The organism is Kitasatospora sp. NPDC093550 (assembly GCF_044764985.1).
GTDB lineage: Bacteria > Actinomycetota > Actinomycetes > Streptomycetales > Streptomycetaceae > Kitasatospora.
This window is the reverse complement of record NZ_JBIWJF010000048.1, coordinates 1-26,388: the sequence shown is the minus strand read 5'-3', so window position 1 is coordinate 26,388 and position 26,388 is coordinate 1. Positions and strand designations below refer to the sequence as shown.

Genomic DNA, 26,388 nt, shown 5'->3' with positions numbered 1-26,388 from the left:
GGGCGGTCGAGGGAGCGGTCAGAGGGCGTGGTGCGGCAGCGGGAACTCCCGGCAGAGCCGGGCGACTTCGCCGCGCACCTCGGCGTGGACCGCCGGGTCGAGGGCGAAGCCGGTGTCGCCGTGAGGCACCACGGCGGTGAGCACCCGGTCGACCAGGGCGGCGCAGCGGCGCAGCTCGGCCGGGCCCATGCCGCGCAGCGCGAGGGTGTTGGTGCCGAAGCGGACTCCGCTGGTGATCCGCGGGCCGCGCGGGTCGCCCGGGATCCGGTTGCGGTTGACCACGATCCCGCAGCTCGCCAGCGCGGTCTCGGCGATCGCGCCGGTCAGCCCGCGCCGGCCGACGTCCAGCAGCACCATGTGGTTGTCGGTGCCACCGGTGACCAGGGTGTGGCCGAGCCCGGCGAAGGCCTCCGCCAGCTCCCGGGCGCCGCTCACCACCCGCTGCGCCAGGGCGCGGAACTCCGGCTGGGCGGCGATGTCCAGGGCGCGCGCCTTGGCGGCCACCGCGCCCAGGTCGGGGGTGCCCTGGAGGAACGGGAAGGTGCCGTGCGAGATCGCCTGGGCGAGGGTCCGGCGGGTGCCGGGCAGCGGCAGGTCGGCGTCCCGGCCCAGCAGGATCAGGCCGCCGCGCGGGCCGTACAGCTGCTTGTAGGTGCTGGTGGTGGTGGCGTGCGCGTGGTCCACCGGGCTGGGGTGCAGCCCGGCCGCGACCAGACCGGCGATGTGCGAGATGTCGGCGAGCAGGAAGGCGCCGACCTCGTCGGCGATCCGCCGGAACCGGGCGAAGTCGACGGTGCGCGGGTAGGCGCTGGCGCCGCAGACGATCACCTTGGGGCGGTGCGTCCGGGCCAGTTCGGCGACCTGCTCGTAGTCCAGCAGGCCGTCGGCGTCGGTGCCGTAGCCGACCGCCTGGAAGAACTGCCCGGACACCGAGGCCGGCGAGCCGTGGGTGAGGTGGCCGCCCGCGCTCAGCTCCATGCCGAGCAGGGTGTCGCCCGGCTTCATCAGGGTGCACAGCACGATCTGGTTGGCGGTGCTGCCGGAGTGCGGCTGCACGTTGGCGTACCGGGCACCGAACAGCGCGCGGGCCCGCTCGACCGCCAAGCGCTCGACCTCGTCGACCAGTTCGCAGCCCGCGTGGTAGCGGGCCCCCGGGTAGCCCTCGGTGGTGACGTTGGAGATGGAGGCGCCGGCGCAGGCCAGCACCGAGGGGTCGGCGCTGCTGGAGGCGGCGACCATGGCCAGCGTCTCGTTCTGCCGGGCGTGCTCGCGCTCCAGCAGGTCGGCCAGCAGCGGGTCGGCGGCGGCCAGGCGGTGGACGCCGAGGCCGGCGTAGGCGGCCAGGACGCCGGGGCTCGTGGTGGTGGTGCTCATGCGTGGCTCTCCTGGTGGTCCTGGTGGTCCTGGTGGGCGGGGTCCTGGTGGGCGTGCTGCCGTTGGCCGCCGGGCTCGGCGTCCTCCTCGGCGTCCTGCGGGGCGTCCTGCGGGGCGTCGTACCGGGCGAGCAGCCCGTGGGCCTCGTCGTCGGTCAGCTCCAGCAGTCCGGCGGCGATCCGGGCCACCGCCCCGACGTCGGTGCCCGTCTCGCGGCCCCGGGCGGTCAGCCGCCGCGCCTGCTCGGCGAGGGTGGGCGCCTCGAACAGTTCGCGCAGCGGCAGCTCGACGCCGAAGGTCTCCAGCACCGCGGAGGCGAGCCGGGTGGCGAGCAGCGAGTGCCCGCCGAGGGCGAAGAAGTCGTCCTCGGCGCCGATCCGGTCGACCTCCAGCAGCTCGGCCCAGAGCACGGACAGCACCAGCTCGGTGTCGTCGCGCGGGGCCACGTAGGCGGCGGTGGCCCGGTCGGCCCCGGCGTCGGGCTCCGGCAGGGCGGCGCGGTCGACCTTGCCGTTGGGCGACAGCGGCAGCGCGTCCAGCGTCACGAAGACCGCCGGGACCATGTACTCGGGCAGGTCGGCCCGGAGCAGGGCGCGCAGCTCGGCGGCGGACGGGGGAGCGGCGTGGCCCCCGGCGGGCACCAGGTAGCCGACCAGCCGCCGCTCCTCGCCCTCGCCGCGGGCCGCGACCACGGCCCGTTCGATCCCGGGGTGGCGGCGCAGCACCGATTCGATCTCGCCCAGCTCGATCCGCAGGCCGCGCAGCTTGACCTGGTGGTCCAGCCGGCCGATCAGCTCGATCACGCCGTCGGCGCGGGTGCGGGCCAGGTCGCCGGTGCGGTACAGCCGCGCGCCGACCGGCACCGGTCCGGTGCCGGCGCCCGGGTGCGGGCGGTAGCGGTCCGCGGTCAGGCCGGGGCGGCCGAGGTAGCCGCGGGTCAGCCCGGTGCCGGCCAGGCAGAGTTCGCCCGGCACCCCGACCGGAGCCGGCTCCAGCGCCGGGGTGAGCACCACGGCCTGCTGGTTCACCATCGGGCGGCCGTACGGGATGCTCGTCCAGGCCGGGTCGACCTCGCCCACCGGGTAGGTGATCGAGTGCACGGACGCCTCGGTGGCGCCGCCGAGGGCGATGAACGCCAGCTCCGGGGCCAGTCGGCGGAACCGCCCGACCAGCGGGACGGGGATCCAGTCGCCGCCGAAGAAGGCGACCCGCAGCTTGGGCAGCCGGACGTTGCGCTCCTCCCCGGCCCGGACGAAGGCGTCGGCCAGCGCGGGCGCCGAGTTCCACACCGTCACCCGGTGGCGGCGCACCAGGTCGAGCCAGTGCTGCGGGTCGCGGGCGCGGTCCGGGTGCGGCATGACCACCGCGCCGCCGGCCGCCAGGATGCCGAGGGTCTCGTAGACGAACATGTCGAAGCTGGGGGAGGAGAGGCCGAGCACCCGGTCCTCCGGCCCGACGCCGTAGGTGTCGTTGAGGTCCAGCAGGTTGTTGACGGCGCCGCGGTGCGGGACGGCGATGCCCTTGGGCGCGCCGGTGGAGCCGGAGGTGTAGATGACGTACGCCAGGTGGTCCGGGGCCGGCCGGGCCGTGCGCGGCCGCTCGGCGGGCCACTGCCCGGCGTCCTCCACCTCCAGCAGCGCGGCCCCGCCCGCGGGCAGCAGCCCGGCCAGGGCGCGCTCGGTGATCACCACCGGCGGGGCCGCGTCCCGGAGCATGAAGGCCAGCCGCTGCTCGGGGTAGGCCGGGTCCAGCGGCAGGTAGGCGCCGCCGGCCTTGAGCACCCCGAGGACGGCGGCGACCAGCGCCGGGCCCTTGGCCAGGCAGACGCCGACGGTGGTGTCCGGGCCGACGCCCTGCTCGGCCAGTCGGCCGGCGATCCGCTCGGCGAGCTCGTCCAGCGCGGCGTAGCTCAGCTCGCCGCCGGCGTGCAGGACGGCGGGCGCCTCCGGGCGGTGGGCCAGCCGCGCCTCGAACAGCTCGTGCAGGCAGGCCTCGGCCTGCGGGTAGGCGTGGGCGGTCTCGTTCCACTCCACCAGGGCGCGGTGCCGCTCGGCCGCCGTCAGCATCGGCAGGGCGGACAGCGGGGCGTCGGGGGTGGCGACGGCGGCGGCCAGCAGGGTGCGCCAGTGCCCGAGCAGCCGCTCCACCGTGGCCGGGTCGAAGAGGTCGCTCGCGTACTCGACGGTGCCGGTGAACGCGCCGTCCACCTCGCGCAGTTGGAGGTTCAGGTCGACCTGGGCGCCGCCGCGCGGCACCTCCCGGACGGTCACCGCCAGGCCGGGCAGCTCGGGGGCGGCCAGCGGCGCGTTCTGCACCAGCAGCAGCGACTGGACCAGCGGGTTGTGGCTGAGCGCCGGGCCGCTCGACCGCTCGGGGAGCATCCGCTCGAACGGCAGCCCCTGGTGCTCGAAGGCCCCCAGTGCGGCCGTGCGGACCCGGGCCAGCAGCTCGCTGAAGGTCGGGTCGCCGGCCAGTGAGGTGCGGATCGGCAGGATGTTGACGAAGCAGCCGATCAGCCCCTCGGCCTCGGCCGGGCGCACTCCGGTGCCGGTGCCGACCACGATGTCCTCGCCACCGCTGTGCCGGGCCAGCACCGCCTGGAAGGCGGCCAGCAGCGCCATGAACGGCGTCACCCCGGCGCGGCGGCAGACGGCCCGGACGGCGGCGGACAGCTCCGCCGGGAGCGCCACCGGCAGCGCGGCGCCGCGCAGTGACTGCACGGCCGGGCGCGGGCGGTCGCAGGGCAGCTCCAGCAGCTCGGGCGCGCCGGCCAGCGTCCGGTGCCAGTACGCCCGGTCCTCCTCGCCGTTGTCCCCGCCGTCCCCGACCGCCCGGGCCTCCGCCTCCCAGACCGCGAAGTCGCCGTACTGGACGGGAAGTTCGGGGAGCTCGGCGGCGCGGCCGGCGTAGCACCGGGCCAGCTCGGCGAGCAGCACGCCGATCGACCACATGTCGGCGACCAGGTGGTGGACGGTGACGGCCAGCACGTGCCGCTGCGGCGCCAGCCGGTGCAGAGCCGCGCGCAGCAGCGGTCCGTTCGCGAGGTCGAAGGGCCGGGCGGCGTCGGCGGCCAGCACGGCGTCCAGCCCGGCGGGGTCGGTCTGCCGGGTCTCCAGGGCGAACGGCTCTGCCTCGCCCACCAGTTGCACCAGCTCGCCGTCCACCTGGTCGAAGCAGGTGCGCAGCGACTCGTGCCGGGCGACCAGGTCGGTCAGCGCGGCCGCCAGTGCGGCGGTGTCGAGCGGGCCGTCCAGCTGCAGGGCGAACGGCAGGTGGTAGGCGCTGGTGCCGGGGGTCAGCCGCTCCACCAGCCAGATCCGGCGCTGCGCCGAGGTGGCGGGGAAGGCGAACTGCTGCATGGTCTGCTCTGCTCTCTGCCGGTCGGACGGCACGGGCTCGGGCTCGGGATCGGGGGCGGGGGCGGGGGCGGGCTCGGGGCCGGCTGCGGGGGCGGGGGCCGTCATGCGCCGGTCACCAGGTACGCGGCGGCCTCGGCGCTCAGCCCGGCCGGGATCCGCAGGTCGGGCCGGACCGGGGCGGCGGGCCGGCGGCCGGCCGCGTGCCGGGCCCGGCCGCCACCGGTGACGTGCAGCAGCACGGTCTCCCGGGGCCGGATCCGCCCGGCGGCGGCCGCCTTCCGCAGACCGGCCAGCGCCACCGCCGCGGCCGGCGCGATGTCGATGCCCTCGACCTCGGCGAACAGCAGGCCGGCGGCGACCGCCTCGGCGTTGTCCGCCGCCAGCAGCTCCCCGCCGCTCTCGGTGAGGATCTCGCGCACCCCGCCGGCCACCGCGTACGGCGGCTTGCGGGTGGTCAGCTCCTGGGCGTGGGCGGTGGCGATCGCCTCCCGCACGGCCGGGCCGGAGCCGATGACCGGCTCGGCCAGGCCGTCCTGCCAGGCGCGGACCATCGGCGCGAACGGGGTGTTCTGGCAGAGCGTCAGCCGTGGCAGGCCGCGGTCGGCACCGGCCCGGCCGTTCGCGGCCGGGAAGCCGGCCGCCAGCAGCCGCCGGGCCGCCTGGTGCGCGGCGATCGCCCCGGCCCCGCTGCCCACGGCCTGGACGTAGTGGTCGGGCAGCCGGCCGATCGTCTCGGCGGCCGCCAGCAGCGCGGTGCCCAGACCGTCGCGCCGGGCCACGTTGCGGGTGCCGCCCTCGGCCTGGTGGCCGGGCCGGGCGGCGATCGCGTCGGCCAGCTCGATCGCGTCGGTGTAGTCGCCCGCGACCGTCACCAGCCGGACGCAGTCGGCCCGTTCACCGGCGGTGGCGAGCGCCGGCAGCGCCGTGTCCGGCACCACCAGCACGCACGCCACCCGCTGCTGCGAGCAGGCCCGCAGGAAGGCGGCGGCGGTGTTCCCGGCGGAGGCGACCACCAGCACCGGCGGGCGCTCGGGCAGCCGGGCCAGCACCGCCTGCGCCTCCAGCTCCTTGAAGCTGCCGGTGGCGAGGGTGGCACCGCGCTCGGGCCAGTGGCCGCTGAACGCGACCCACAGCTCGTCCAGGCCCAGCTCGCGGCCCAGCCGCTCGGCCCGGTAGGTGGCACCGCCGCTGCCCTCGGGCAGTGGCCGGCCGGCGGTCGGCAGCCAGCAGCCGTAGCGGAACGGGCCGGTGCCGGCGCCGGGGGCGAAGGCGGTGGCGTACTCGGTGCTCAGCAGGCCCGGCCGGTGCGCGGCGGCGCAGTCCAGCCGCAGCCCGTCGTCCTGGTATCCCTCCCGGCAGACCGGGCAGCGCAGCAGGTACGGGCGGTCCCCGGGCGTCGCGGGCGCGGTGGCCGGGCGGGCGGACGGGACGTACGGGGCGGCGGTCATCGACACTCCCCGGTGTGGGACGGGCCGTTCACGGCGGTGGCGGTGGCTGCGCCTGCGGTGGCAGCGGCGGCGGTAGTGGCAGCGGCGGTAGTGGCGGGCACCGGGCGGCGCAGCGCGCCGTCGGCGCCGCGGCTGACGGCGTACCGGGAGCGGTCCACCCGGGTCAGCCCCGGCCGGCCGGCGCCGGCCGTCCGCTCCGGTCGGGCCGGCGCGGTGTCCACCAGGGCGGCCACGGCCGCCACGGTGGGCCGCTCGAACAGCCGGTGCAGCGGCAGCTCGGCGCCGAACTCGGCCCGGGCACGCTCGGTGAAGCGGGCCAGCAGCAGCGAGTGCGCGCCCCGGTCGAAGAGGTCCTCGTGCCGGCCGATCGGACCGGTCCCGAGCAACTCGGCCAGCAGCGCGGCGATCCGCTGCTCGGTCGGCCCGACGGGCGGCTCGGCGGCGTCCGGGCGGGCATCCGAGACCTCCGGCGCGGGCAGCGCCCGGCGGTCGACCTTGCCGTTGGCGGTCAGCGGCAGCCGGTCCAGCGTCACCAGCACGGAGGGGACGGCGTAGCCGGGCAGGGTGCGCCGCAGTTGCTCCCGCAGCTCGCCGGGTGAGGTGGGGGCGCCGTGCTGCTCCGGGCCGTGCTGCTCGGAATCGGGCTGCTCGAGGAAGGCGACCAGCCGGGCGCGGGCGCCCTCGCCGTCCACCACGACCGCCGCCCGGCGGACGGCCGGCAGCCGTTCCAGCGCGGTCTCGATCTCGCCCAGCTCGATCCGGTGCCCGTGCAGCTTGACCTGGCTGTCGGCGCGGCCGACGAAGAGCAGGGCGCCGTCCGGCCCGCGCCGCACCAGATCACCGGTGCGGTAGAGGCGTGCGCCCGGCTCGGTGCCGAAGGGGTCGGGCACGAAGCGCTCGGCGGTCAGGCCGGGCCGGCCGAGGTAGCCGTGGGCCAGGCCGTCGCCGCCGATCAGCAGCTCGCCGGTGACCCCGGCCGGGACCGGCCGCAGCGCCGGATCGACCAGGTGCAGGCGGGTGTTGGCGACGGGCGTGCCGAGCGGCAGCTCCCCGTCGGCGGCGGTCAGTTCGCCGCGGGTGGACCAGACGGTGGTCTCGGTCGGGCCGTAGACCTGCCACAGCCGGACGTCGCGGGCCAGCAGTGCGGCGGCCAGCTCGGCGGGCAGTCGCTCCCCGCCGCACAGCCCGGTCAGCCCGGGGGTGCCCGACCATCCCGCGTCCAGCAGCAGCTGCCAGGTCACCGGGGTGGCCTGGAGGTGGCTGATCCCGCCGGCCTCCAGGCAGGCCCGCAGCCGGGAACCGTCGCCGGCGGTGGCCGGGTCCGCCAGGTGCACGGTCGCGCCGGCGGCCAGCGGCAGGAAGTACTCCAGCGCGGCGATGTCGAAGGCCGGGGTGGTGACCGAGAGCCAGCCGGCGGCGGGGGAGAGCGCGAGGTCGCGCTCGAAGGAGGCCAGCAGGTTGGCGAGTGCCCGGTGCGGCACCACGACGCCCTTGGGGCGGCCGGTCGATCCGGAGGTGTGCAGGACGTAGGCCGCCGCCCGCGGGTCGATCACGGTGTCGGCCGTACGGTGCGCCTCGCCGATGGTGTCGATCGGCAGCACCGTCCAGTCGCCGGCCGGCACCCGCTCGGCGGGCAGGTCGGTCAGCACCGCGGCGGCGGCGCCGTCGGCCAGCACCAGGGCCAGCCGCTCGGCCGGGTGGCCCTGGTCCAGCGGCAGGTAGGCGGCGCCGGACTTGAGCACGCCGAGCAGCGCGGCGAGCAGCCGCGGGGTGCGCGGCAGCAGCACGGCGACCGTGCCGCCGGGGCCGATGCCCAGGGCGCGCAGCCGCTCGGCGACGCCGTCGGCCAGCCGGTCCAGGGTGCGGTAGTCCAGCTCCTCGCCGCCGTCGGGGCCGGCGCCGCGGACCGCGACGGCCAGCGGGGTCCGGGCGGCCTGGGCCTCGAAGCGGCGCACCACGCCGTCGGCCGGGTCGTAGCCGAGCGCGGCGGCGTCGCCCTCGGCGCGGACCTCCCGCTGTTCGGCCTCGGTCAGCAGCGGCAGTTCGCCGACCGGCCGGGCGGCGTCGGCCGCGATCCCGGCCAGCAGGGTGGCGAACCGGGCGGCGAAGCGCTCGGCGGTCACCGGCAGGTAGCGGTCGGTGTCGTAGCGGACGGAGCCGGCCAGGCCGCCGTCGGCCGCGCCCAGGGTCAGCTGGAGGTCGAACTGGCTGCCGCCGACGGGCAGTGCCAGGGTCGAGCACTCCAGGGCGCCGAGGGTGAACGGGACGCCGTCGCGCCCGGTGGCCATCGCCACCAGCGCCTCGGCGTGGCCGCCCGGGGCCTGCTGGAGGCTGAACAGGCTGCGCACCAGCGGCCGGCCGCCCTGGTCGCGGTCCGGGCGGACCAGTTCGACCAGGGCCGGGAACGGTACCTCGGCGTCGTCCAGGGCCCGGCCCGCGTCGTCCCGGACCCGGGCCAGCAGCGCGGTGAACGGCTCGGCGGGCTCGATCCTGGCACGCAGCGGCACGGTGTTGACCAGGCAGCCGACCGTACCGGCGAAGGCGGCGTCGGCGCGGCCGTGGGTCGGGGTGCCGACCACCACGTCCGTCGCGCCGGTGTGCCGGGCCAGCAGCAGCTGGAAGGCGGCCAGCAGCACCGCGTAGAGGGTGCTGCCCTCGCGCCGGGCCAGCGCCGTCAGGGCCTCGGTGGTGGTGGCGTCCACGGTCAGCGGCACGCTCGCGCCGCGCAGCCGCTGGCGCCCGGGCAGCCGCAGGTCGGCGGGCAGCGTGCTGCCGCTCCGCACTCCGGCCAGCGCGGTGCGCCAGCGCTCCAGCTGCCGCCGGCCGGCGGCGGTGCCGGGCAGTTCGGCCTGCCGGCGGGCGAAGGCGGCGAACGGCGCGGCGCCGACGGTCAAGGCGGTCAAGGCGGTCATGGCGGTCAAGGCGGTGGAGCCGGCGGAGACCGGGGAGGCGGTGGCGGCGGCGGTGGCAACCGGCTCGCCGCGCAGCACCGCCGGGTAGTCGGCGGCCAGCTCGTCCAGCAGCAGGGACAGCGACCACAGGTCGGCCACCAGGTGGTGGGCCGTCAGCACCAGCCGGTGGCCGTCCTCGGCGCCGGTGAACAGCCGGGCCCGCAGCAGCGGTCCGGCCGCCAGGTCGAAGGGCTGCTCGGCGGCCTCGGTCAGCCGCGCGGTCAGCTCGGCGGCGCTCCAGCCGGTGGCGTCGACCTGCTCGACCAGGGGCGGGAGCTCGGCGTGCACCCGCTGCACCGGGCCGGAGGCCGTCCGGGGGAAGGTGCTGCGCAGGACGGCGTGCCGGCGGGCGAGGCCCTCCAGGGCGGTGCGCAGGGCGGCCGGGTCGAGCGCGCCGTGCACCCGGAAGGCGGCGGAGACCAGGTAGGCGGGGCTCTCCGGGGCGACGTCGTGCAGCAGGCGCAGCGCGGCCTGGTTGGGCGAGAGGGGGTGGTCGCCGGGCTCGGTGGCGGGGCCGATCGCGTCCGCGGTGAGCGTCCCGGCCGTCCCGGCCGTCCCGGCGGTCCCGGCGGCCTCGTCGAGCCGCTCGGTGAGCAGCCCTGCCAGGCCGGCGAGGTCCAGGGCGAGCGCCTCGGTCAGCGCCAGGTCGACGCCGAGGGCGGCCCGCAGGTCGTGGCGCAGCCGCACGGCGCCGAGCGAGTCCAGGCCCAGCTCGGCGAGCCGGTGCCGCGGGGTGAGCTCCTCGGCGGTCAACCCGAGCCGGGCGGCGAGCAGTTCGCGCAGTGCGGCCAGCAGCAGCGCCGGTCGCTCGGCCGGGTCGGCCGTGCGCAGCGCGCCGGCGTCCAGGGCCGCGGACCGCTCGTCCGCGGTGCCCTGCGCACGGCCGCTGTGGGCGAGCGCGGTGAGGCCGCCCTCCCGGTAGGAGGCGGCGCACACGTGGCGCTGCACCTTGCCGCTGGAGGTGCGCGGCAGCGTGGAGGCGCGGATCAGCACCACCGCCGCCGGCCGCACCCCGTGCGCCTCGGCGACCGCCTCGCGCACCGTGCGGGCCAGCGCCGGCAGATCGCCGTCCTGGTGGTCGCGGGCGACCTCCTGGACGATCACCAGCTCGGCCGTGCCGGCCAGTTCGACCTGGACGGCGGCGCCGCAGTTGGCGCGCAGCGCGGGGTGGACGGCGGCGACGGTCTGCTCGATGTCCTGCGGGTAGTGGTTGCGGCCGCGGACGATGACCAGGTCCTTGAGCCGCCCGGTGACGTACAGCTCGCCGTCGTGCAGCAGGCCGAGGTCCCCGGTGCGCAGGAAGGCGTCGTCCTCGACGGCGTCGGTGTCCGCGAGCCGGGCGCCGAAGGTGGCCGCGCTGTGCTCCGGCCGGTTCCAGTAGCCCTGGGCCACGCTCGGGCCGGAGAGCCAGATCTCGCCGATCGCGCCGGCCGGCACCGGCCGCCGGGTGACCGGGTCGACGATCTCCAGCCGCTGGGAGGCGTCCGGGCGCCCGCTGCTGACCAGCTCGGTGGTCCCCTCGGTCCCGGCGGAGGCACCGGTGGAGGGACCGCCGGAGCCGCTGGCGAGCAGGGAGTTCGGGGCCGCGTAGCGGGCCGGGGCGGTGCCGTGCGGCTTGCAGGAGACGATCAGCGTGGCCTCCGCCAGCCCGTAGCACGGGGTGAAGGCCTCGGCCCGGAAGCCCGCCGGGGCGTAGGCCGCGGCGAACCGCCGGAACGTTTCGGCGCGCACCGGCTCGGCGCCGTTGAAGGCCACCTCCCAGCTGCTCAGGTCGAGTCCGGCCAGCACCTCCGGGGTGGCCAGGTCGGCGCACAGGTCGTAGGCGAAGTTGGGGCCGCCGCTGACCGTCGCCCGGGTGCGGCTGATCTCGCGCAGCCAGCGCAGCGGGTCCTGCGCGAAGGCGGTGGGCGCCATCAGCGAGCAGGAGCCCGCGTAGTACAGCGGCTGGAGCATGCCGCCGATCAGGCCCATGTCGTGGAAGAGCGGCAGCCAGGACATGCCGCGGGTGCTGCCGGTGGTGCGGAAGGCCCGCTGGATCAGCGCCGAGTTGTGCAGCAGGTTGCCGTGGGTCAGCACCACGCCGCGCGGTGCCGAGGTGGAGCCGGAGGTGTACTGCAGGAACGCCACGGTGTCGGCACCGACCCGCGGACGCACCCACTGCGCCGACTCCTCCTCGGGCACCCGGTCGCTCGCCAGCAGCCGCAGCACGTCCATCACCGCGCCGTCCGGGTCGTCGGGCAGCAGCCGGTCCCGGACGGCGGCGGTGGTCAGCGCCACCGTCGCCCCGCAGTCCGCGACGATGTCCACCAGCCGCTCCAGCGAGCGCGGCCGGCGGTTGGGCGGGTACACCGGCACGGCGACGGCCCGCGCGTACAGGCAGCCGACGAAGGAGACCACGTACTCCAGGCCCGGCGGCTGGAGCAGCAGCACCGGACGGTCGGTCAGACCGAGCCGCTGCAGCCGGGCGGCCACGGCCCGGGCCCGCCGGTCGAGCTGTCCGTAGCTCAGGCGCTCGGCCGGGGCGTCCTCCCTGCCGGAGAACTCGAAGGCCGTGCGGTCCGGATCCGTCGCCGCGGTGGCGGCGATCACCGAGATCCAGTCCTCGTGCTCAAGTCGCGGGTCCACGCGTTCTTTCCTCACCGTTCGGTGTCCGATGCCCTGTGTCTGCCGTCGTCGTCGGCCGGTCCGTCCGGCCGCCCCGCGCTCAGCCCGCGGCCGGGACGGCGTCGGCCTGCTGCTCCATGGCCAGGCGCAGGCTCAGCGGCCGCATGTCCGTCCACACCTCGTCGATGTGGGCCAGGCAGTGCGCCTTCTCGCCGCTGGTGCCCTCGGCGCGCCAGCCGGCCGGCAGCTCCCGGTCGGCGGGCCAGATCGAGTACTGCTCCTCGTGGTTGACGACGACCTGGTAGACGGTGGTGTCCTCGTTGCTCATGACTGCGCTCCGATCCGATGGATGGGTTCTGGTGATGGCGGTCCCGGCCGCCGCCCGGGGCGGGATCGCACGGGCCGGTCGACCTGTGATCGATGCTGTCGTTCCGCCCTGACCGCGCCCTGGTCGCGGCCTGCTCGCGGCCTGTCCGCGGCCTGGGCTCGGCCTGACCGGCGTCCTGACCGGCCCTGGGGCCGCCCTGGGCGGAGCCGGACGGGGCTCCGGCGCCGCGCCGGTGCGCCACCGGCCGCGCACCGGCGGCGTCCTGACCTCGTCCCGACGCCGTACCGGCGGCCCGCTGACGGCTCGCTGACGGCTCACTGAACGTTCGCTGAAGTCCTCAGCCGGCCCGTCGGTCGGCCTGCTCGTCGGCCGCCTCGTCGGTCTGCGGGTCGGTCTTCGGGGCCCGGTCGAGGGCGGGGAAGAGGCGGGCCTCGGCGGCCTCGCGGAGGTAGGAGGCGCCGGAGGTGCCGCCGGTGCCGCGCACCATCCCGATGATCTTCATCGTGATGCCCCAGTGGGTGCGCTTCATCGCGCCCCAGGCGTCGTCCAACTCGGCCATGACGGGCCGCAGTCCGTCCTGCGGCAGACCGCTCTCCACCAGGGTGAGGTGCAGCGCCGGGCAGGACCGCTCGACGACCCGGTACGCCCGGGACTGGACGGCGCTGCGCCCGTCGGTGTTGGCCCGGATCACCGCGAAGGCGTCCTTGGGCATGGTGGTCAGGACGCGGAACACCCCGGACGTCCCGGCCACCTGCCGGGCCGCGTCCGCCAGCAGCGCCCGGGCCGCCTCGGTCCGGCCGGCCGCGACCTCGCCGGTGGCCTCCGCGACCGCGCGGGCGACCGCACCGAAGACGGCCTCGAAGATCTGGATGACCCGGATGAACATCTGCTCGTCATGGCTGCGGGTGGTCGGCGTCAGCGTCAGCTCCACCGCCCGCAGCACCTCGGCCGGGACGGCGTCCCGGGCCGCGGCGACCGCCTCGGCGCAGGCGCGCGGGAGGTCCTCCGGCTCTCCGGCGGCGCGGTCCGCCAGAGCCGCCCATCCGGCCGGCTGCCCGGTCAGCGGCCCGGCCGAGGCGGCGAGGGCGCGCAGCGCGGCCCTGGTCCGGGGCAGGCCGGCCGGGCTGTCGGCGAGGGTGGCGGCCTCCGTCGCCACGACGTCGGCGAGCAGGGCGGTGATCAGCTGCTCCGCGCTCACCCCGGCCGCGGTCAGCGAGGCGTAGACCGGGCTGCCCAGGTAGCTGTCGTAGTCGCCCTGCTGACCGTCCACCACCTGGGGCAGCCAGTCCACGAGCAGCCGGGCCGCCGGATCGGCGGTCCCCGCGCCGGCCGGTTCGACGGCGCGCAGCGCGGTCAGCAGCTCCTCGCCGACCGCGTTCTTGCCGACGGCCCGGTAGTGGCCGAGCACCGCCGCGTACGGGAACCGCTCGGCGGCCCGGCCGTCGAGCTGCCAGCGCGCCAGCTCGCGCAGCGCACGGCGCGGTTCGGCGTCGGCCGGGTCGGGCCGGGCGGCGGCCAGGCTGGGGCCGCCGACGCCGGGGGCGGCGGCGGGATCGACATCGGGTACGGGGTCGGTGGTCGGGGCCGGGGAGAGGGCGGTGGTCACGGTGGCGCTCCGTTCGGTGGGCGGCCGGGCCGGGACGGCCCGGCGGGCGGTGCCGCGGGCGGCGGCCGGCGGTCGGCGGGCAGGACGGCACAGCCCGGCCGGTCGCGGACCGGGGAGGTCCGCGTCCGGCCAGGCCGTGGAGGAAGGGGTGGGGTTTGGGGCGTGTCGGACAATTCGCGTCGGATCAGGCCGCGGCGTCAGGGTGCGTGCATCGCAAGGCGGAGGATGGGAGCACCTCCCGGCCGGAGGCCGGGGCCACCGGCGACCGACGACAACGCGGCGAGGTGCGTTGGTGCCCTGGGGGTACCTCCCGGCCGGCGCCTGGGGGAGCGTCGCGGACCCGGCGGGAATTGTCAGACACGCCCAAGTGCTGGGCCGGGGCTCAGTCCTGCGGCCCGGCCGGGTCGGCGAGCACGTAGCCGTCGCCGGCCCGGTGGGCGCGCGAGCGGCGCAGGTCGGCGAGGACGAAGGTGCGCTGGAGCCACCGGTCGGTGCCGTCGAAGCGCGGGCTGAACGCGGTGCGCCCGTGCACGGCGATCCGGTTGTCGACGATCGCCAGGTCGCCGGGTTCCAGCCGGACGGTCCGGGCGGTGCGCTCGAAGAGCCGCTGGAGTTCGTCCAGGGCGGCCGCGGCCCGCTCGGTCAGCGGCTCGGTGGCGGCCATGTCCACCCGCAGGTCCGGGTCCTCGGGCGCGCCGGCGAGCACCGGGTGCGGTTCGGCGGGGCCGTCGGTGGCGCCGAAGGAGGGCGGCGGTGCGGTGCGGAACTCGGGCTGCCGCAGGGCCGCCCGGGTCCGCTCGTCCAGCAGCGGCAGCACCTCGCGCACGCAGGCGGTGCGCAGGCCGGCCAGCCCCTCCGGGTCGGCACGCAGGCAGAGCAGCATGACGAAGTCCGGGCGGTGCGGGTGGAAGGCGTTCTCGTTGTGGAAGGTGAGCAGCACCGAGCCGGCGTTGCCCTGGAACTCCTCCTGCCCGGGCACCGGGACGACGTCCTGCACCAGCGCGCCGGTCTTCTCCGGGCGGAAGGCGGCCGGGTCGCCGAGCCCGCACGCGGCGAGCACCAGCAGCGCCGCCGGCACGGTGGCCGTGCGCTGCACCGATCCGCCGGTCAGCGGGGTGCGGCCGAGCGCGGGCGCGGTGACGGGCAGCCCGCGCACCAGCAGCGCGCCGGCCGGCCCGGGCTCACGGCGGAAGGCGCGCAGGGCGCGGCGCAGGCGGGCGGGCAGGTCCTCCCAGCGGTCGCGGGCCGCGGCCACCCAGGCGGGCTCGTCGACCAGGGCGTCGGGCGGGCCGCAGAGGAGGGCGGCGACCCGTTCGGTCGCGGCGGTCTCGGCCCCGGTCAGCACCAGGTCGGGTGCCGAGATCTCGATGTCCGGTGAAACCGGCACAGCTATCAGCCTCTCTCGAAGTCGTCGCGGGCGGTCGGCCCGCGCGGTCGGTCAGGGGCGGGCGGCCGCGTCCAGCTGCGCCGCGACGACGGCCCACAGGCTGCCGACGGTCTCGAACGCCTCGGGGCCCAACTCCTCGTCGGGGATGGCCACCTGGTAGGCCTCTTCGAGCCGCACCAGCAGCTCGACGGTGGCCATCGAGTCCAGTCCGGCGGTGCGCAGTGCGCGGTCGGCGGGCAGCGGGCCGTCCTCGGCGAGCCGGGGCAGCAGCTCGGCCAGCACGGCCTCGTAGCGCTCGTCCCACGTGGTGTCGGTGGTCATGGGGTCGTGCTCCTCGTGTCGATGGGGTGGTGGTCGTCGGGATGGTGAGCGTCCGGGTGGTGGCCGGGCAGCGGTTCGCGCCGGAGGGCGAGGCGGTCGGCGCCGACCACCCGGCCGTCCCGGACGGTGATCTCGGCGGGGGCCGGGCGGCTGAGGAAGCCGAGCAGGCTGGCGGTGGCGCCGTACGCGCCGACGTTGGGCACCGCGAGCAGCGCGCCGGCCCGCGGCGGGGCGGCCTCGGCGGCCCGGCTGATCACGTCGGCGGGTGTGCAGAGGGGCCCGACCAGGGCCACCCGGCGGGTCGGGGCGCTCCCGTTCCCGGGTCCGTTCCCGGGTCCGTTCCCGGATCCGTTCCCGGCGCCGCCGAGGCGGAGCGGCTCGGCGCGCAGCGAGGGCAGCCGGCCGACGCCGGAGAGCCCGCCGAGGTGGTTGATCCCGCTGTCCAGCACGCCGTACGTGGTGCCCCGGCTCTCCTTCACCTCGGTGACGGTGCAGATCAGCCGCCCGCTGTCGCCCACGAGGTAGCGGCCGGACTCGAAGGACGGTTCCAGCCGTCCCCGCCAGCCCGGCAGGTGCTCGTCCAGCGCGGCGGTCAGCGGCGCGCGCAGCCCGTCGTAGCGCGGTCGCTCGCCCGGTGCCGCGTACGGGCAGGCGAAGCCGCCGCCGAGGTCGAGCATCCGCAGCGGCAGGCCCCAGTGGGCCTCCAGCGCGGCGGCCGTGCGGATCGAGGCGATCGCCTCGTCGAGCAGCCCCTGCGGGTCGGCGGCGTTGGTCAGCGGGAAGAAGTGCAGGCCGCACAACTCCGTTCCTTCGACGGTGAGTTCGGCGAGGTCTGGCAGGCCGTCGGTGATGTCGTGGCCGAACTGGGAGGCGCTGCCGGTCATCCGCAGGCCCACGCCCGCGCCCGCGCCGGTGCCGTTGATCCGCAGGAGGCAGCGCGCGGTCACGCCCAGGGCGCGGGCTTCGGCGCCGACCCGGCGCAGGTCGGCCGGTGACTCCACGGAGAAGGTGCGCACGCCGGCGGTCAGCGCCGTGCGCAGCTCCTCGGCGGTCTTGCCCGGGCCCCCGTAGAGGCAGTCGGCGCCGTCGAAGCCGGCGGCCAGCGCGGCGGCGAGCTCGCCGGTCGAGCAGATCTCCGGGCTGCAGCCGGCCAGCCGCAGGGTGCGGACCAGTTCGGGGTGCGGGTTGGCCTTGAGCGAGTAGTAGAGGCGTGAGTGCTCGGGCAGGGCCGCGCGCAGGTCGGCGGCGGCCCGGGCGACCCGGTCCAGGTCGTAGACGTAGAGCGGGCTGCCGTAGCGGCGCACCAACTCGGCAGCCAGTACGTCCTCGGCGGGCGGCGAGTCCCCGGTGGTCAACACGTCCTCGGCGGGCGGCGCGTCCTGGACGGGCGGCGGGCCTCCGGCGGCGGGGGAGTGGTCAGTGCGCATCGGTCTCCAGCGCCTTCCGGTCGATCTTGCCGTTGGGGGTGAGCGGCATCCGGTCGAGGACCCGGCAGTCGGCGGGCACCTTGGCCGGCTCCAGCCGCTGCTCCAGGCCCTCGATCACCCGGCGCGCGGTCAGGCCCTCCTCGCCGGTCACCACCAGGCGCAGGTCGAGCCCGTCCCGGGGCGGCAGCGCGGCGGCGGCCCGGACGCCCGGCACGTCCAGGGCGGCCGCCTCGATCTCCGGGGTGCCCATCCGCACGCCGCGCCGCTTGAACTGGTCGTCGAGGCGCCCGGCGAAGTAGAGGTGGCCGTCCTCGTCCAGCCGGCCGTGGTCGCCGGTGTGCAGCCTGGTCCGTCCCGTGCGCGGGTCGGGCCGGTAGCGGCGGGCGGTCAGCTCGGGCGCGTTCCAGTAGCCGGCCATCACGTGCGGTCCGGTGACGACGATCTCGCCCACCTCGCCCGGTGGCAGCGGACGGCCTTCCTCGTCGAGCACCTCGACGGTGGTGCCGTCCAGCGCCCGGCCCACCGAGCCGGGCCGTTCCCGGTCGATGTCCGGGTCCGCGACCGTCACCCGCTTGCACTCGGTGATCCCGTACATCGCCACGACGGCCGAGCCGGGGAAACCCGCCCGCAGCGCCTCGATGGTCGAACCGGCCAGCGCCGCACCGGTGTTGGTGAACAGCCGGACGTGGTCCGGCGGGGTGCCCCGGGCGGCGAGCCGGCACAGCATCTCGGCCAGCGAGGGCACCACCGGCACCACGGTGGCCCGGTGCTCGCGCAGCGCGGTCAGCGCCCGCACCGGCGCGGCGGCGTCCGCCAGCACCAGCTCGGAGCCGCCGATCGCGGCCAGCAGGAGCTGGTAGAGGCCGTAGTCGAAGGAGAGCGGCAGCGCGGCGAGCACCACGTCCTCCGGCCGGTAGGCGAGCCGGCGGGCGATCGCGCGGGCGGCGAAGACCACCTGGCGGTGGGTGCAGGCCACGCCCTTGGGCGCGGAGGTGCTGCCGGAGGTGTAGATCAGCTGGGCGAGGTCGTCGGCGGAGGGCCGTCCGGCGTCGGTGCCGGTGTCCTCGTCCGCGGCGCCGTCGCGGTCGCCGTCGCCGGTCAGCAGGTTGGCGGGGGCGGCCGCCCGGGCGCCGCAGGCGGCGACCGCCGCGCGGACCGGCTCCGCCTCGGCCGGGTCGAGCACCACCACGGCGGGCTCGGCGTCCTCCAGCACCCCGCGCAGCACGAAGGGTTTCAGCTCCGGGTTCAGCGGCACGGCGACGGCGCCCGCCCGCAGCACGCCGTAGTACAGGGGCACGAACTCCCGCCGGTTGCCCAGCCGCAGGACCACCCGGTCGCCCGGCGCGACACCGCCGGGCCCGCGCAGCCAGGCGGCCACCGCCCGGCTGGCGCGGGCCAGTTCGGCGTAGCCGAGGACGCCGTCGGCGTCCCGGACGGCCGGTGCGTCGGGGCGGGCGGCGGCGGCCGCGTCCAGCAGGTCGACGACGACGGCGCCGTCCCCGCCCGGCGCCACGGACGGGGTCTCGGCCGACGCCACGGCCGGTGCCCCGGACGTCGCCGCGGTGCTCATGAGCACCAGCCCGAAGGGTCGGTGATCTCGACGACCGCGCTGGTGCAGCTGTAGCCGGTGCCGCCGCCGACCAGCAGCACCCGGTCACCGCCCCCCAGCTCACCCGTCTCCAGCAGCTCGTTCAGCCCGGCGATGTGGTCCCCCGCGCCCAGGTGGCCCACCTCGCGGCAGAACTCCCAGGTGGAGCGCTTCTCGTCGACGCCCAGCTGCTGCTCCAGCTGCCACTGCATCCGCTGGTGCCCGGTGGCGTTGAGCACCACCCGGGCGATCCGCTCGATCGGGGTGTCGGCCTCGGCCAGCGCTGCCCGGATCGACTCCGCGGCGACCTCGGCCGTCCGCAGCGTCACGGCCCGCAGGTTGCGGTGGGCACGGAAGTGCTCCTCGGTCCGCGCGCCCAGGTCCACCGGCCGGTCCGCCGCGTCCGGGCCGGGGCGGAACCCGGTGCCCCGGGGCAGGCCCTCAAGGGAGTTGTCCACCCTGGTCGCCGTGGCCAGCAGCCGGGCGACCGCGTGCTCGGGCGAGGAGCTCAGTACCAGCGCGGTGCCGCCGTCGCCGTAGACCATGCCCCGCTCGGCCCGCCAACGGTCGAAGGCCGGCGGCGCGAAGCGGTCGGCCGTGGTCAGCAGCACGGCCTCGTCCCGGCCGGGCTCGCGCGCCCGTAGCTGCCGGGCCGCCAGCTCCATGCCGGCCAACCCGGCGTTGCACTGCTGCAGCAGGTCGAAGGCGGGCACCGCCGGGCCGACGGCGTGCTGCGCCACGTAGGCGGCGGCCGGCCACAACTCGGCGCCCTGGAACCACAGGTAGCTGTGGAAGACGGTGCCGACCAGCTCGGCCGAGCGGCCGGCCCGGCGCAGTGCGGTCCGGGCGGCGCGGACGGCCATCTCCGGTGCGGCCAGGTCGTCCGGCCCGCCGGTGGTGGCCGCGCTGACCGCGTCGATCCGGTTGACGGCGTGTTCACCGGCGTCGTACGCACCGGCCGCGACCGCCGCCGCGGCATCCGCGCGGTCGGCCAGCCAGACACCCGTGCCGGCCAGGTACACCTGCTCCCAGCGCATGTCCCTCCGATCTCCGGCCCCGAGGCAGCGGTCTGCCGGGGGCGACTGTCGGTGACGATGCTTCCGCCCGCCGCCTGCCGCCGGGTTGCCCTGCACTGGCGCCCGGTCGGTGCGCCGCTGGCGGCCGCCTGACACCGTGCGGGCGGGCGGCTGACACCGTGCGGGTGGGCGACTGACAGGGTGCGGGCGGCGCACTGACCGGCCGGGGTGACGCCGCCGACGGCCCGCCGGTGACCGGCTGAGGGCCCGCCGGTGACCGGCTGACGGCTCACTGAACGCCGACTGAAGGCCCGCCGACGGCCGACCGGGCGCGCCGCGGGCCCGCTCGCGCGCCGGTGCCCGGCCCCGCGTGGGCGGGACCGGGCACCTGGGTGTGACGGGTGAGGGGAGGAACAGCCTCAGAGGAAGCGGCCTCAGGGGGTGAGGCGCAGGCGGTCGCGGGCGGCCGTGTCCACCGCCGCCGTGCCGTACGGCCAGGCGAGGCTGGCGCCCTTGGCCCAGAGCGCGGTCTGGTCGGTGTACGTGTCGGCGGTGGCGTGGCCCGAGGCCCCGGTCAGGTTGATCCAGCGGGAGCGCTCGAAGTCCGCCAGGTCCACCACCATCCGCATCGAGGGGACCCAGATCACCTCGAAGCCCTTCTGCGGGTCCCAGCCGTTGGCCAGCACCGTGTCGGTGCCGCCGCCGACGCCGATCGGATCGGCGTTCAGCAGCCACTGCAGCGGGGCCGGCCCGGCGGTGCCCAGGGTGGGGTTCTGCAGGGTCAGGGTGTGCAGGGCGCCCCAGCGCCACGTCTTCGGGTCGTCGCCGAGCCGCGCGCGCAGCTCGTCGGCGGCCCGTTCCATGGCGTGCCGCAGCATCGCGTCCCGGCCCTGGACGGAGGGGTCGGCGGTGCTCGTCCACCAGAGGCTGTCCGGCTTGTCGAGCAGACCGCGCACCACCTCGAACCAGTGGCCGCCGCCGTCCGGGTAGGCGTAGCTCTTGACCCCGGCCCGGCTCAGCCGGTCGGTGAACGCCTCCTTCAGCAGTTCGCGCCAGACGGCGTTGAAGTAGGCGGCGGGGGCGGAGTCGGCGCCCTGGGTGAAGTCCCAGCCGCGCAGCAGCTCCTGGGCGGGACCGGCCTGGGCGCCGACCCGCACCTTCAGCAGGCTGGGCACCAGGCCGGCGGCGTTGCCGTTCCAGGTGTCCTGGGTGATCCGCTCCATCGCCGCGACGTCGAGCTTGCCGCCCTGCTCGATCAGTTCGGCGATGCGCCGGCTGCGGTGGCCGGTGCCCCAGTCACTGCCGATCAGGTACGGGTAGTCCGGGCCGACCACCGCGTTGTTGGCGGTGACGATGTAGCCCTCCGGCGGGTTGAAGCTGGTCGGCAGCCGGTCGAAGGGCAGGTAGCCGGTCCAGTCGTAGGCCCCGGTCCAGCCCGGGACGGGGCGGCGGCTGTCGCCGGCCTTGCGGACGGGGATGCGGCCCGGCGTCTGGTAGCCGATGTTGCCCGCGGTGTCCGCGTAGATCATGTTCTGCACGGGCGAGGCGAAGACCGCCGCGGCGGCGCGGAAGTCGTTCCAGTCCTTGGCCCGGTCCAGGGCGAACAGGGCGTCCACGGTGGGGGCCGGGTCGAGGGCCGTCCACTGCATGGCCACCGCGTAGCCGTCCTGCTCGCCGTGCGCCGGGACGTCCGGCACCCGGCCGTGGTCGGCCACCTCGTCGGCGGACTTGAGCACGTCCGAGATCAGCGGGCCGTGCAGGGTCGAGCGGACGGTCAGGTCGACCGGGCGTCCGCCGGCGACCTCGATCCTCTCCTGGCGGACGGTCAGCGGCAGCCGGCTGCCCTCGTGCTCGTACTCCGAGCCGCTGACCCGCTCCACGAACAGGTCGGAGTCGGCGGCGCCGAGGTCGGTGAAGCCCCAGGCGATGTCGGCGTTGTGGCCGATCACCACGCCCGGCATGCCGGCGAAGGTGAAGCCGCTGACGTCGTAGGCGCAGTCCGGGCCGATCCGGGTGCAGTGCAGGCCCACCTGGTACCAGATGCCCGGCAGCGAGGGGGTCAGGTGCGGGTCGTTCTCCAGCAGCGGCTTGCCGGTGGTGGTGCGGCTGCCCGCCACCACCCAGGAGTTGGAGCCGATGCCGGTGCCCTGCGGGCCGAGGACGGCGGCCAGGACGGTCCGGACGCCGGCGCTGTCGGCCAGCGCGGCGGAGGCCGCGGCGGGCACGGCGGCGACGGTGGCGGGCACGGCGGGCACGGCGGGCACGGCGGCGGGGACGTCGGTCGTCGACGGTACGGGCTGGGCGGGGGCCGCCGGCTGCGCCTGGGCCGTCCGGTCGGGGACGATCGGCGTCCAGCGCTGGTAGTCGTACGCGGGGAAGAGCTCGTCGGACGCCCCGTCCGGCAGGTCGGCGGGCAGCATGGCGTGGTCGAACTGGTCGATCATGCCGGTGTTGAGGTTCCAGGCCATGGTCTTCAGCCAGGAGACCGAGTCGGCCGGGGTCCACGGCGCGGGACGGTAGTCGCCCGCGACGAAGCCGAGCACCGGGTACTCCACCGACAGCTCGGCGCCCTGGTGCGTGCGGAGGTAGGCGTTGACGCCCTCGGAGAAGGCCCGCAGGTACTCCTGGGTCTGCGGCGACAGCATCGTCACCTCCTGCTCGGCCACCCGGTACCAGCCGAAGGTGCGGGCCACCTTGTCGGTCTGCACCTCGCCCGGGCCGAACATCTCCGCGAGCCGGCCGGCGGTGACGTGCCGCTGGACGTCCATCTGCCAGAACCGGTCCTGCGCCTGGGCGTAGCCCTCGGCGAGGAACAGGTCGTGCGCGGTGTCGGCGTAGATCTGCGGGATGCCGGAGGCGTCCCGGACGATCCGGGCCTCGCCGTGCAGCCCCGGCACGGTGGTGCTGCCGGACAGCTGCGGCAGCGAGCGCCCGACCGTCCAGTACGCGTAGCCGGCCAGGCTGCCGGCGGCCAGCAGCACCAGCGCGGTCAGGACGATCGCGGTGCGCTTGAGGATCCGCAGCACGCGCCGGCGCCGGGTGCGCGGAGCGGCCCCGGAGGTGTCCGGGGCGGGCGCCGTCTCGGTGGACGTCTCCGGGGACGTCTCGGTGGACGGTGCGGTGGACGTCACCGAGGCGGGTGGGTGCTCGGCCTCCTGCGCGGGTCCGGTGGCCGCCGGACGCGGATCGTCCGGCGGTGCGGTGTCGGTCTGGACTGTCACGGTGCGGTGCTTCCTTGTCTCGACGGGGTCCGGCCACGGCGAGTGTCGCCGTGCGCGCGCGGGAGGGCGCGAGCGCACGGCGGCGGGGGGACGGCGGTGGGGACGCGGTGGGTGCGGGAGGACGGGGCGAGCGCCGGGGAAGGGGGCACGCGGCGGACGCGGAGCGGCCGGGCGGTGCCGCGCGGGGAGGGCGGCACGGGTGACGGGGACCGGGCGCGGAGCGCTCGACAGCCCGGGGCGGCCGACCGGTGCGGGATCGGCCGCTGCCTCGGCGGTGTCAGCCGGGTCAGCGGGCCAACCGGGTCAGCGGGCCAGTCGGGTCGGGCCGTCGGCCCAGGGGCCGCGCGCGGCCGCGCGCGGGGCGGGCACGGCGGCGGGGGTCGTGCCGACCAGGGCCAGGTGCGGGCGCCCGGGGCGCGGTTCCGCGCGGTACGCCGGGGCGCCGTCGCGGCCGGAGGCAGCCTCGTCCGGCCGCTCGGCCGTGAGCGCATCGGCCGCATCGGCCGCATCGACCGTGTCGACGGGCGCGGGCCGGGCCGGCGAGGGGAGGGCCTGCGCCGGGAGGGCCGGTGCGAGCGGGTCGGGGCGTCCGGCGAGGATCGCCTCCTCGATCCCGCGCAGTTCCGGCCCGGGCACCAGGCCGAGGTTCTCCATCAGGGTGTGCCGGGCCCGCTGGTACGCGGCCAGGGCGTCGGCCTGCCGGCTGCCCCGGTAGAGCGCGACCATCAGCAGCGCCCAGAGCCGCTCGCGGTACGGGTGCTCGGTGGTGAGGACGAACAGGTGGGGCACCAGCCAGGCGTGGCCGCCGAGGCGGAGCGCCAGCTCGGCGTGCTCCTCGACCACCGCCAGCCGCAGTTCGGCGAGCCGGGCGCGTTCGACGTCGAGCAGCGGGCCGCTGACGCCGGTGAGCGCCGGTCCGGTCCAGGAGTCCAGGGCGGCGGCCAGGGTCCGTTCGGCCGCGTCGGTCCGCCCGGCCGAGCGCAGGGCCCGGGCTTCGGCCACCGACTGCTCGAAGCGGCCGAGGTCGTACTGCTGGGGGCCGATGGAGAGCCGGTAGGAGGCGCCGACCCGGGTGAGCACGCCGCCGGCGGTGCGCGGTGCGCGGTCGGGCTCGAAGAGCCTGCGCAGCTTGGAGACGTACGCCTGCACCAGGTTGGGGCCGTCCGCCACGGTCGCGTCGCCCCAGATCCCGTCGATCAGGTGGTCGCGGCCCACGGGCGATCCGGCGCGCAGCAGCAGGGCGGCGAGCAGGGCGCGCTGGCGGGGAGCTCCGAGCGGGAGTTCGATGCCGTCCCGCCAGCCCCGGACTTCACCCAGCAGTTCGAAGCTGAGGCCGTCCGGGTGGGTGGTCGGAAGGAGAGGAGTGGTCATGGCTGCCTCCGCCGAGCCGTGGCCGGGGTGTGGCGGCTCGGACGCAGTTGTGGGAGCTGGTGCGGGGTCGGGTTCGGGGGGAGCCGGGGTCGCGTCCGGTCGGACCGGGAGGGTCAGGAGTGGCGCGGGTCCGGGCGGGCCGGACGGCGGTGCCGGGCGGTCCGGCTCCGGTTCACCACTGCCAGCCCATGTCGTCGATGTCCTTGTTGCCGTGCCCGGTGCCGTCGCCGGTGGTGGAGTGGGTGGTGGCGCCGGTGCGCTGCGTGGCCGGGCGCTCGCCGGCGGCCGTGACGGTGCCGTGGTCGGACGCCGCGGTCGCGCCGGCGGCGGCGACCCCGGCGGCGCCGCCCAGGACCAGCGTGGCGGCGGCGAGGGCGGAGACGAGACGGGACTTCTTGGTGGACTCGGCGGCCATGGTGACTCCTCTCCGGGCACGGGGATGCCCGGTGGTGTGTTGGTGGGATGACGGTCGGGCGGCGGTCCGTCCTGCTGCTCGCCGCGCTTCGACGGGATCGATTCTGCCGCGCCCGCAAGCCGGTTGTCCCGGCTCTCCGGTGACACAATTTGTCGCTGGCATATCTGTGTCAGCGGTGTCGTCAGCGCCTTCGCGGGTGCCTTCGACGGCATCCTCGCGAGGACCTGCGCGGATCGTTCGGGCCCGGACCGCGCGGGGCGGCCGCCCAGGTCAGACGTGGACGAACCATCCGGTCAGCTCGGGGGTCCGGGCGATCGCCTGGATGCAGACGATCAGACACATGGCGCGGGCGGTCTCCGGGTTCGGTGCGATCACGAACATCACGCCCCGCGCCCCGGCGCGCGAACCGTGCACCCGGATGTGTTCCGGGCCCTGGTGGAGCCGGGCGACGGCGCGCAGCGCGCCGGTCACCGCACCCTCGGCCGGAACCGGGGCGTCGCGGGGACGGGTCATGGTGAAGTGGACGACATGCACCCAGCAACGATGCGGGACGCGGGGCGCCGATGGGCGGGCTCGCGTCGGCACGTTCTTGCCATGGCTCGCCTGTGCCAGTCCGAAAGTCCGGATTCCTGCCGGGGTTCCCGTTGTGTGGCGGTCGGTCACGGTCCTTTCCGTTGAACCTTTTCCGGCCCGTGCCCGTTTCCGCCTCCGGCGCGGATTTCCGCTGATCGGGGGGTGTATGGGTCCTCCGGCGCGGTGGTATTTTCTGACCTGGACCTGCTCATATGTGATCAGAGGGCTCCACGTCCAGTGTCGTGCGTGCGCGAACCGAATGCCGGGGTTGCGCTGTTTGTCTCATTGCCAGGGAGTCGACCGAATGCTGACCGCGCTGGGACTCACGCGTCAGGCCGAAGCCGTCTACCGCCTGATGCTGAGTCAGCCGAACTGGGGCGTGGTCCGCATCGCCGAGGAACTCGGGTGGGACGAGAAGGCCGTGCGTGCCGCGATGGACGAACTGGCCGACCAGGAGCTGATCCGCCCGTCCTGGGAGGGCGGGGGCGCGATGCGCACCGTCAGCCCCAAGGTGGCCTTCGAGGCGCTGCTCGCCCGTCGGCAGGCCGAGATCGCGCGCAAGCAGCACGAGGTCGAGTCGAGCCGGGCCGCGATCGCCGGGCTGGTCGCCGAGTACTCCATGCTGCGCCCGGACGAGGGCGCCGGCGGCGGCGTCGAACACCTCACCGGACTGGACGAGATCCGGGTCCGGCTGGAGGAGCTGGGCGCCCAGGCCTGCCGCGAGACCATGGCCTTCGCCCCCGGCGGCAAGCAGACCCCGGAGAACCGCGAGGCCAGCCGCCCGATCACGCAGGCGCTCCTGGACCGCGGGGTCAAGGTGAAGACCGTCTACCTGAGCAGCATCCGCAACGACCCGGGCAGCGTCGAGCACGCCAACTGGCTGGCCGCGCAGGGCGGCGAGACCCGCACCGCCAGCGTGCTGCCGATGCGGATGCAGATCGTGGACCGCGAGGTCGCGATGGTTCCCCTCGACCCGGACGACGCGTCCCGGGGCGTCGCCGTGATCCGCGAACCCGGCGCGGTCACCGGCCTGTGCGCCCTGTTCGACCAGATCTGGGAGCAGTCCGAGGTGCTCGGCGCCGCACCCGTCACCCCGGCCGGCGAGATCACCCCGCAGCAGCGCGAGCTGCTCCGCCTGCTCTCCGCCGGCCTCACCGACGAGGCCGCCGCCCGCCGCCTCGGCGTCTCGCTCCGCACCGAGCGCCGGATGATCACTGACCTGATGGAGCAGTTCGACGCCCAGAGCCGCTTCCAGCTCGGCCAGCGCGTCACGGAGCGCGGCCTGCTCTGACGATCCGACGGGACGGCCACGCTCGGGCGCCCGAGCCTGACCGGGGCGTTTGTTCTTCGACGGGGAGTAGGAGTACTGTTTTCCAGTCGCTCGGCAGGGAGCACCGGA

The 26,388-nt window shown here is 76.4% G+C and carries 16 protein-coding genes; 1 reads left to right on the top strand and 15 read right to left on the bottom strand.

Translation table 11 applies throughout. The features are described 5' to 3' along the window. Positions 1-18 precede the first annotated feature (18 nt). From glyA to ACIRD3_RS38535, 15 genes are all read right to left on the bottom strand, one after another. Complete coding sequence (gene glyA, locus ACIRD3_RS38605) at positions 19-1,374, bottom strand: serine hydroxymethyltransferase (RefSeq protein ID WP_402226311.1); 1,356 nt, start codon at positions 1,372-1,374, stop codon at positions 19-21. Next, positions 1,371-4,838 (bottom strand): amino acid adenylation domain-containing protein, encoded by a 3,468-nt coding sequence (locus tag ACIRD3_RS38600; protein ID WP_402226309.1) that lies wholly within the window; start codon positions 4,836-4,838, stop codon positions 1,371-1,373. The genes glyA and ACIRD3_RS38600 overlap by 4 nt, the downstream gene beginning before the upstream one ends. After that, positions 4,835-6,181: a cysteate synthase gene (locus tag ACIRD3_RS38595; protein WP_402226306.1), complete on the bottom strand. Its 1,347-nt coding sequence runs from the start codon at positions 6,179-6,181 to the stop codon at positions 4,835-4,837. Before ACIRD3_RS38595 ends, ACIRD3_RS38600 begins: the two co-directional genes overlap by 4 nt. Further along, the gene (locus tag ACIRD3_RS38590; protein ID WP_402226304.1) at positions 6,178-11,757 is read right to left on the bottom strand and encodes an amino acid adenylation domain-containing protein; all 5,580 of its coding nucleotides are present in this window, start codon (positions 11,755-11,757) and stop codon (positions 6,178-6,180) included. The genes ACIRD3_RS38595 and ACIRD3_RS38590 overlap by 4 nt, the downstream gene beginning before the upstream one ends. A gap of 79 nt (positions 11,758-11,836) precedes the next feature. Next, a complete protein-coding gene (locus ACIRD3_RS38585) occupies positions 11,837-12,064 on the bottom strand; it encodes an MbtH family protein (RefSeq protein WP_402226302.1) in 228 nt (75 codons plus the stop codon). Between the two features lie 337 nt (positions 12,065-12,401). Then, entirely contained in the window at positions 12,402-13,670 is a 1,269-nt protein-coding gene (locus ACIRD3_RS38580; RefSeq protein ID WP_402226300.1) for a hypothetical protein, read from the bottom strand. A gap of 382 nt (positions 13,671-14,052) precedes the next feature. Continuing rightward, positions 14,053-15,057, bottom strand: a complete 1,005-nt coding sequence (locus ACIRD3_RS38575) for a TauD/TfdA family dioxygenase (RefSeq protein ID WP_402226298.1) — start codon at positions 15,055-15,057, stop codon at positions 14,053-14,055. 51 nt (positions 15,058-15,108) lie between these two features. Then, positions 15,109-15,378, bottom strand: a complete 270-nt coding sequence (locus ACIRD3_RS38570) for a phosphopantetheine-binding protein (RefSeq protein WP_402226296.1) — start codon at positions 15,376-15,378, stop codon at positions 15,109-15,111. Then, the gene (locus ACIRD3_RS38565; protein ID WP_402226294.1) at positions 15,375-16,805 is read right to left on the bottom strand and encodes a type III PLP-dependent enzyme; all 1,431 of its coding nucleotides are present in this window, start codon (positions 16,803-16,805) and stop codon (positions 15,375-15,377) included. The genes ACIRD3_RS38570 and ACIRD3_RS38565 overlap by 4 nt, the downstream gene beginning before the upstream one ends. After that, positions 16,795-18,375: a class I adenylate-forming enzyme family protein gene (locus ACIRD3_RS38560; RefSeq protein ID WP_402226329.1), complete on the bottom strand. Its 1,581-nt coding sequence runs from the start codon at positions 18,373-18,375 to the stop codon at positions 16,795-16,797. Before ACIRD3_RS38560 ends, ACIRD3_RS38565 begins: the two co-directional genes overlap by 11 nt. Then, entirely contained in the window at positions 18,372-19,430 is a 1,059-nt protein-coding gene (locus ACIRD3_RS38555) for a ketoacyl-ACP synthase III family protein (protein WP_402226291.1), read from the bottom strand. The genes ACIRD3_RS38560 and ACIRD3_RS38555 overlap by 4 nt, the downstream gene beginning before the upstream one ends. 413 nt (positions 19,431-19,843) lie before the next feature. After that, positions 19,844-22,435 carry a penicillin acylase family protein gene (locus ACIRD3_RS38550; RefSeq protein ID WP_402226327.1) on the bottom strand — a complete coding sequence of 864 codons (2,592 nt, stop codon included), beginning with the start codon at positions 22,433-22,435 and terminating at the stop codon, positions 19,844-19,846. 498 nt (positions 22,436-22,933) lie between these two features. Beyond that, positions 22,934-24,001 (bottom strand): BTAD domain-containing putative transcriptional regulator, encoded by a 1,068-nt coding sequence (locus tag ACIRD3_RS38545; protein WP_402226288.1) that lies wholly within the window; start codon positions 23,999-24,001, stop codon positions 22,934-22,936. Positions 24,002-24,173: 172 nt separating this feature from the next. Next, positions 24,174-24,416, bottom strand: a complete 243-nt coding sequence (locus tag ACIRD3_RS38540) for a hypothetical protein (RefSeq protein WP_402226286.1) — start codon at positions 24,414-24,416, stop codon at positions 24,174-24,176. Between the two features lie 270 nt (positions 24,417-24,686). After that, complete coding sequence (locus ACIRD3_RS38535) at positions 24,687-24,950, bottom strand: hypothetical protein (RefSeq protein WP_402226283.1); 264 nt, start codon at positions 24,948-24,950, stop codon at positions 24,687-24,689. A 343-nt stretch (positions 24,951-25,293) separates the two neighbouring features. Between ACIRD3_RS38535 and ACIRD3_RS38530 the strand changes: the two genes are divergently transcribed. Next, positions 25,294-26,280 carry a helix-turn-helix transcriptional regulator gene (locus tag ACIRD3_RS38530; RefSeq protein ID WP_402226281.1) on the top strand — a complete coding sequence of 329 codons (987 nt, stop codon included), beginning with the start codon at positions 25,294-25,296 and terminating at the stop codon, positions 26,278-26,280. The last annotated feature ends 108 nt before the right edge of the window (positions 26,281-26,388 follow it).

Bases quoted from the DNA above. Each gene is read 5' to 3' on its own strand.
- glyA (WP_402226311.1), bottom strand. From the start codon at position 1,374: ATGAGCACCACCACCACGAGCCCCGGCGTCCTGGCCGCCTACGCCGGC.
- ACIRD3_RS38600 (WP_402226309.1), bottom strand. From the start codon at position 4,838: ATGACGGCCCCCGCCCCCGCAGCCGGCCCCGAGCCCGCCCCCGCCCCC.
- ACIRD3_RS38595 (WP_402226306.1), bottom strand. From the start codon at position 6,181: ATGACCGCCGCCCCGTACGTCCCGTCCGCCCGCCCGGCCACCGCGCCC.
- ACIRD3_RS38585 (WP_402226302.1), bottom strand. From the start codon at position 12,064: ATGAGCAACGAGGACACCACCGTCTACCAGGTCGTCGTCAACCACGAG.
- ACIRD3_RS38570 (WP_402226296.1), bottom strand. From the start codon at position 15,378: ATGACCACCGACACCACGTGGGACGAGCGCTACGAGGCCGTGCTGGCC.
- ACIRD3_RS38565 (WP_402226294.1), bottom strand. From the start codon at position 16,805: ATGCGCACTGACCACTCCCCCGCCGCCGGAGGCCCGCCGCCCGTCCAG.
- ACIRD3_RS38560 (WP_402226329.1), bottom strand. From the start codon at position 18,375: ATGAGCACCGCGGCGACGTCCGGGGCACCGGCCGTGGCGTCGGCCGAG.
- ACIRD3_RS38555 (WP_402226291.1), bottom strand. From the start codon at position 19,430: ATGCGCTGGGAGCAGGTGTACCTGGCCGGCACGGGTGTCTGGCTGGCC.
- ACIRD3_RS38545 (WP_402226288.1), bottom strand. From the start codon at position 24,001: ATGACCACTCCTCTCCTTCCGACCACCCACCCGGACGGCCTCAGCTTC.
- ACIRD3_RS38540 (WP_402226286.1), bottom strand. From the start codon at position 24,416: ATGGCCGCCGAGTCCACCAAGAAGTCCCGTCTCGTCTCCGCCCTCGCC.
- ACIRD3_RS38530 (WP_402226281.1), top strand. From the start codon at position 25,294: ATGCTGACCGCGCTGGGACTCACGCGTCAGGCCGAAGCCGTCTACCGC.